We start from the raw sequence: 6,000 nt of genomic DNA on the forward strand, positions 1-6,000 counted from the left end.
GTTTACCCTTGCCCGCCGGCCCCTCCCGGGCCGGCTGATTGATTACCATGGCTGAACAAACCTACCGCGGGCGGTTTGCCCCGTCCCCGACCGGGCCGCTGCACTTTGGCTCACTGGTGACCGCCCTGGCCAGCTTTATGGAGGCCAGAACCCATCAGGGCCAATGGCTGGTGCGCATCGAAGACCTTGATCCGCTGCGAGAAAGCACGCACGCCACCGACCAGATCCTTCACAGTCTGACCTGCCACGGCCTGATCCCGGACGAACCGGTTCGCTTCCAGTCCCGGCGCCACAACGCTTACCAGACAATCATCGATACCCTGCTGCAACGCGGCACTGCCTATCGCTGCGCGTGTTCCCGCAAGCAATTGCTGGCGCATCAGGGCCGACATCCCGAGCGCTGTCGCAATGGCAACAGCGTGCCCGGCGATCGTCCGTTCGCCGTTCGCTTTGCGTTGCATGATGAAACAAGCGACTGGCATGACGAGTTGCTGGGCGAACAGACCCAAACCGTGCGGGCCGAGCTTGATGACCCGGTCATTCTGCGCAAGGAGGGCTTCTACGCCTATCAGCTGGCCGTAGTGGCTGATGATATTGATCAGGGTATCACCGACGTGGTGCGGGGCTCTGACCTGCTGGACATGACCGCCCAGCAGCAGCAGATCTACCGCGCTCTGGGTGCCGCGCCGCCGCGCTGGCTGCACATTCCGGTGATCCTCAACGAGCAGGGCCAGAAGCTCAGCAAACAGAACCATGCACCGGCACTGGATGGCACCCAGCCCTCCCGCAACCTGATGCAGGCACTTCAGGCGCTCGGACAGCAACCGCCAGTAGCCCTTGAGCGATCCGGCACCAACGACATTCTTGACTGGGCAGTCCGACACTGGCGGCGGGGCGCAATCCCCCTGACATCCCTGTAAGCTACATGGTATAAAGCCTGTCACAAACTCAGCGCGGATCGCATGCCTGATGTATATCTATCGCCTGGTCTTCCTGTTGGTTCTGGCCATCTATATTTTCTCGCCGAATATTCTCGACTGGTGGACCTCTCCCGGAAACGCCTGGTACACCCCCTACATCATCTGGGCCGGCCTGATTGCCATCGGCTTCTGGCTGGAATGGCGGCGAGACCCCAATGAGTTTTAGCGCCCCCGGCCTGATGCTGGCCAGCCTGTTATATCTGATCCTGCTGTTCGGCGTTGCCTGGATTACCGAGCGCGACCTGTTGCCCCGACACTGGGTCAGACACCCGCTGGTCTACACCCTCAGCCTCGGCGTGTACGCTGGCATTTGGGCGGTGTACGCGGCGGTGGGCGTGGCGGCTGAGTCCGGCTTTGGCTTCCTGGCCTATTATCTGGGCATCAGCGGCGCCTTCCTGCTGGCGCCGGTGTTGCTGAACCCGATAATGCGCATCGGCCGCGCTTACCAGTTGGCCTCGCTGGCCGACCTGTTCGCCTATCGCTACCGCAGCCAATGGGCAGGCACGCTGGTAACCATCTGCTCAGGCGCCGCCATTCTGTCGCTTTTAAGCATGCAGATTCAGGCGGTGTCGACCTCCGCCAGCCTGCTGGCACCTGATACCTCCCCCGACGTGATCAGCGTGATGTTCAGCATCACCGTGGTGCTGTTTGCCATGCTGTTCGGTACCCGCCGTAATCAGGGCTCCGAGAGCCATCAGGGACTGGTGCTGGCCATTGCCTTTGATTCACTGGTCAAGCTGGTGGCCCTGCTGGTGATGGGTGGCGTGATCCTGTTCGGCGTATTTGGCGGCATGGGCGGGCTGGAAACCTGGCTCAACACCCAGAATTCACCAGCCCGCCCGATGACCATGACCATCGACGATGGCAGCTGGCGCGCACTGATGCTGATGGCGTTCGCCGGCGCCCTGGTACTGCCCCACATGTACCACATGACGTTCAGTGAAAATCCGTCGCCGAAAGCCCTGGCCAAAGCCAGCTGGGGCCTGCCCCTGTATCTGTTGCTGCTGGGGCTGCCGGTACCGCTGATCCTCTGGGGCGGACAGGAACTGGCAGCCACCACTGGCCCCAATTTCTACGCCATCGGTGTTGCCCAGGCGCTGGAAAGCCCGGCCCTGACGCTGCTGATGTACATTGCCGGCCTGTCTGCCGCCAGCGGGCTAATGATTGTCAGCACCCTCGCGCTGGCAGGCATGGTTCTGAACCACATTGTGCTGCCCCTGAAGACACCGCGAGACCATGGCGACATCTACCACTGGCTGCGCTGGATCAAACGCCTGCTGATTGCCGTCATTATTTTTGCGGCGCTGTTGTTCCACGAGACCATTGGCACCAATCTTGACCTGTCCATCCTCGGAGCCATTTCACTGTCAGGCACCCTCCAGCTGTTACCGGGTGCCCTCGGCGTCATCTACTGGCCGGAAGGTAACCGGCGCGGGTTGATCGCAGGACTCATCTCCGGCCTGGCGATCTGGATCGTCACCCTGGTGCTGCCGTTCTCCCACACCGCTAACCTGCTGGAGTGGCTGGGCGCGCCACTGGTGCCCGACTACAGCAACTGGCACATCTTCACCTTCATCAGCCTGACGGTGAATGTTACCGTTTTCACACTGGTCTCAGTGCTCAGCGGCAGCACCGCCGAGGAAGCCAGCGCGGCCCAGGCCTGCTCTTTGGGCGCCCTGTCCCGCCCCCATCGGCGTGAACTGGTGGCCACGTCCTCTGCCGACTTTATCCGCCAGCTTGCGGACCCACTGGGGCTGGGTGTGGCCAAACGCGAGGTAGAGCGCGCCCTCGGCCAGCTCAAATTGCCCAATGTGGAATATCGGCCCTACCAGTTGCGCCGGCTGCGGGACCAGGTGGAGGTCAACCTCTCTGGTCTGCTCGGCCCTGCCGTGGCGCGGGACCTGGTCAAGCGCCATCTGGGCTACAAAGCCATGGCCAGTGGAGGCATGGCCCAGGACATCCGCTATGTGGAACGTGCCCTTGGCGACTACCAGAATCAGTTGACCGGCCTTGCCGGCGAGCTGGACAATCTGCGCCGCCACTATCGCCAGACTCTGCAGAACCTGCCAATCCCGGCCTGTTCCATGGGCGATGACGGCGAGATTCTGATGTGGAACCACGCCATCGAGCAGCTCACCGGCATCACCGCCGACGACGTGGTGGGCGCGCGCCTGCAGGCCCTGCCCGAACACTGGCACCTGCTGCTGGACGACTTCAACAGTGGCGAGGATCTGCACCGATACAAACACCGGCTCGACCTGAACGGCAAACCGCACTGGCTGAACCTGCACAAGGCCGCCTTGAGTGGTCCCGATCATCCGGAAGGCGGCAGCATCATTCTGGTGGAAGACCAGACCGAGACACGACTACTGGAAGACGAACTGATGCACAGCGAACGCCTGGCATCGGTGGGCCGCCTGGCGGCCGGCGTGGCCCACGAAATCGGCAACCCGGTCACGGGCATCTCGTCCCTCGCGCAGAATCTGAAGCTGGAAACCGATGACCCCGACATTCTCTCGACGGCGGAGCAGATTCAGCAGCAAACCCGACGCATCTCGACCATCCTGCAATCGCTGATGAACTTTGCCCGCACCGGCAATCACTCCCAGGCCAACCGTTACGAACCGGTGCTGATCCGCCGCTGTGTCGATGAGTCAATCAACCTGCTGTCCCTGAGTGACCGTGGCCTGGGCATCCACTACGTTAACGACTGCCCGGACAACCTGATGGTGCTGGGTGACGAGCAGCGGCTGGTGCAGGTATTCGTCAACCTGCTGGCCAATGCCCGTGACGCGTCACCCGAGGGCGGAAGCATCCGGGTCAGTGGAAACCGCGATGGCTACTCCGCTATTATCGAGGTCACCGATGAGGGGTCCGGCATTCCGGAAGATCAGCTGGACCACATCTTTGAGCCGTTTTACACCACCAAGGCACCCAATAAGGGCACAGGCCTTGGTCTGTCACTGGTGTACAGTATTGTCGAAGAGCATTACGGCAACATACACGTAGGCAGCCCGGCGGATCCGGAATCCGGTCTGGGCACCTGCGTGCGCCTGAAATTGCCGGCCTACGAACCGGACTCCGGTAACGCCGCCATCAGCCTGAACGAAAGGTCGTAATACCCTATGCCTCGCATTCTGATCGTGGAAGATGAAGAGATAATCCGCTCCGCCGTGCGCAAACTGCTGCAGCACGCCGGCTACGACGTTGCGGACGCCGGCTCTGTGGAAGAAGCAGAACAACAGCATGAGCCCGATGAATTTGACCTGATCATTTCGGATCTGCGGCTGCCCGGCGCCCCGGGAACCGAACTGATCAACCGGGCGCCGAACACCCCGGTGCTGATCATGACCAGCTACGCCAGCCTGCGCTCCGCCGTTGATTCCATGAAAATGGGTGCCGTGGAGTACATCGCCAAGCCGTTTGATCATGATGAGATGCTGGCCGCCGTGGAGAACATCCTCGCCCGCAAACAACAGACCGACGTCGACCCGGAAACCGGGCCCACGCCCGCCACCGCGGACAAGGCCAGCAGCGATCCGGCCAGCATCATGTTCGGCCAATGCGACGCCATGCAGAAAGTCTTCACGCTGATCCGCAAGGTGGCCCCCACGGAGACCACAGTGCTGATCCAGGGCGAATCCGGTACCGGTAAAGAACTGGCCGCCCGCGCACTTCATCTGATGAGCCCGCGGGCGCTGAAACCGCTGATCTCGGTGAACTGCGCGGCCATCCCGGAAAGCCTGATTGAATCGGAGCTGTTCGGTCACGAGAAGGGGTCGTTCACCGGTGCGGTGTCGGCCCGCACCGGACTGATCGAGGCCGCGGATGGTGGCAGCCTGTTTCTGGATGAAATCGGTGAGCTGCCACCGGAAGCCCAGGCACGGCTATTGCGCGTGCTGCAGGAGGGGGAGATCCGCAAGGTGGGCTCAACCCAGAGCCGCCAGGTCAACGTCCGGATGATTGCCGCTACCCACCGCAACCTGAAAGCCATGACCCGCACCGGCGAGTTCCGCGAAGACCTGTATTACCGGCTGAACGTTATGCAGGTGCGCATCCCACCTTTGCGGGAACGCCACGGCGACATTCTTGGTTTGGCCCAGCGCTTCCTCACGCGCCAGGGTGAGAAAATGAGCAAGCCACACCTGAACCTCAGCCCGGAAGCCATGCGTGCCCTGGAACGGCACCGCTGGCCCGGTAACGTCCGTGAACTGGAGAACGCCATCGAACGCGCCACCATTTTGTGTGACACCGACCTGATCACTCCGTCGCTGCTGGATCTGGAGTACGAGGGCGGTGACGAATACATTCCGCAAACGCTGGTGGAAGGCAACAACGAACAGGTTCGGGCGCGGGAACCGGAATCCTCCAACGACCTTTCGCTGGAAGATTACTTCCAGCACTTTGTTCTGGAAAACCAGGACAAGATGAGCGAAACCGAACTGGCCCAGAAGCTTGGTATCAGCCGGAAGTCCCTTTGGGAACGTCGCCAGCGGCTCGGCATCCCCCGCAAGAAAGCCTCGGGGAACTGACCATACGGCCGCCGCCGGCTCGATGCGCACCGGCCACCGAACCCAAAGTATGAACCCCCGCTCAGTTGTTACCCCCTGTTCCGTAAGGTAACACTCCCGAGCCTCAAAATGAGATTGGGGTAACACTTCAGACCTATACGGGGTAACACTTATGGATCACTTTTTCTTAACTAGCTGTAAATAAAGGGATTCATAAAACTGGCACATGCCCTGCAACCTATTTGGCGCACAACAACAAAAACAAGAGTGACAACGCAGCGTCAAAACAAAAACAAGAAGCTGCAGGAAAACGTTCAGCAACAAAAACAAGAACAGAACGTGAGCGAACTGAGTGTTTTGGGTACTGTGCTTTTTAGGGGTCCCTTGGCACGAGCGAGTTGTAGATGTGGAGAAGAATCGTCTTCCAGGCGAGAGCCTGTAAGCCAAATTGTGTAACTGCCCACGAGTGAGTAATCTTTTCAAAAGGATACCATCGTGGGTACACAAGT

The 6,000-nt window shown here is 60.6% G+C and carries 4 protein-coding genes; all 4 read left to right on the forward strand.

Annotated features, from left to right (window positions below):
• Window positions 1-47 precede the first annotated feature (47 nt).
• The 4 genes from gluQRS to MLC70_RS16590 are packed head-to-tail and all read left to right on the forward strand — an operon-like array spanning window position 48 to window position 5,512.
• Window positions 48-920, forward strand: a complete 873-nt coding sequence (gene gluQRS, locus MLC70_RS16575) for a tRNA glutamyl-Q(34) synthetase GluQRS (protein ID WP_248185441.1) — start codon at window positions 48-50, stop codon at window positions 918-920.
• 49 nt (window positions 921-969) lie between these two features.
• Window positions 970-1,146, forward strand: coding sequence for a hypothetical protein (locus MLC70_RS16580; protein WP_012139305.1), 177 nt, complete (start codon window positions 970-972; stop codon window positions 1,144-1,146).
• Window positions 1,136-4,099 (forward strand): ATP-binding protein, encoded by a 2,964-nt coding sequence (locus tag MLC70_RS16585; RefSeq protein WP_248185442.1) that lies wholly within the window; start codon window positions 1,136-1,138, stop codon window positions 4,097-4,099. The genes MLC70_RS16580 and MLC70_RS16585 overlap by 11 nt, the downstream gene beginning before the upstream one ends.
• A 6-nt stretch (window positions 4,100-4,105) precedes the next feature.
• Entirely contained in the window at window positions 4,106-5,512 is a 1,407-nt protein-coding gene (locus MLC70_RS16590) for a sigma-54-dependent transcriptional regulator (protein ID WP_248185443.1), read from the forward strand.
• The last annotated feature ends 488 nt before the right edge of the window (window positions 5,513-6,000 follow it).

The sequence above is a fragment of the Marinobacter goseongensis genome, assembly GCF_023156235.1.
Taxonomy (GTDB): domain Bacteria; phylum Pseudomonadota; class Gammaproteobacteria; order Pseudomonadales; family Oleiphilaceae; genus Marinobacter; species Marinobacter goseongensis.

Bases quoted from the DNA above. Each gene is read 5' to 3' on its own strand.
- gluQRS (WP_248185441.1), top strand. From the start codon at position 48: ATGGCTGAACAAACCTACCGCGGGCGGTTTGCCCCGTCCCCGACCGGG.
- MLC70_RS16580 (WP_012139305.1), top strand. From the start codon at position 970: ATGTATATCTATCGCCTGGTCTTCCTGTTGGTTCTGGCCATCTATATT.
- MLC70_RS16585 (WP_248185442.1), top strand. From the start codon at position 1,136: ATGAGTTTTAGCGCCCCCGGCCTGATGCTGGCCAGCCTGTTATATCTG.
- MLC70_RS16590 (WP_248185443.1), top strand. From the start codon at position 4,106: ATGCCTCGCATTCTGATCGTGGAAGATGAAGAGATAATCCGCTCCGCC.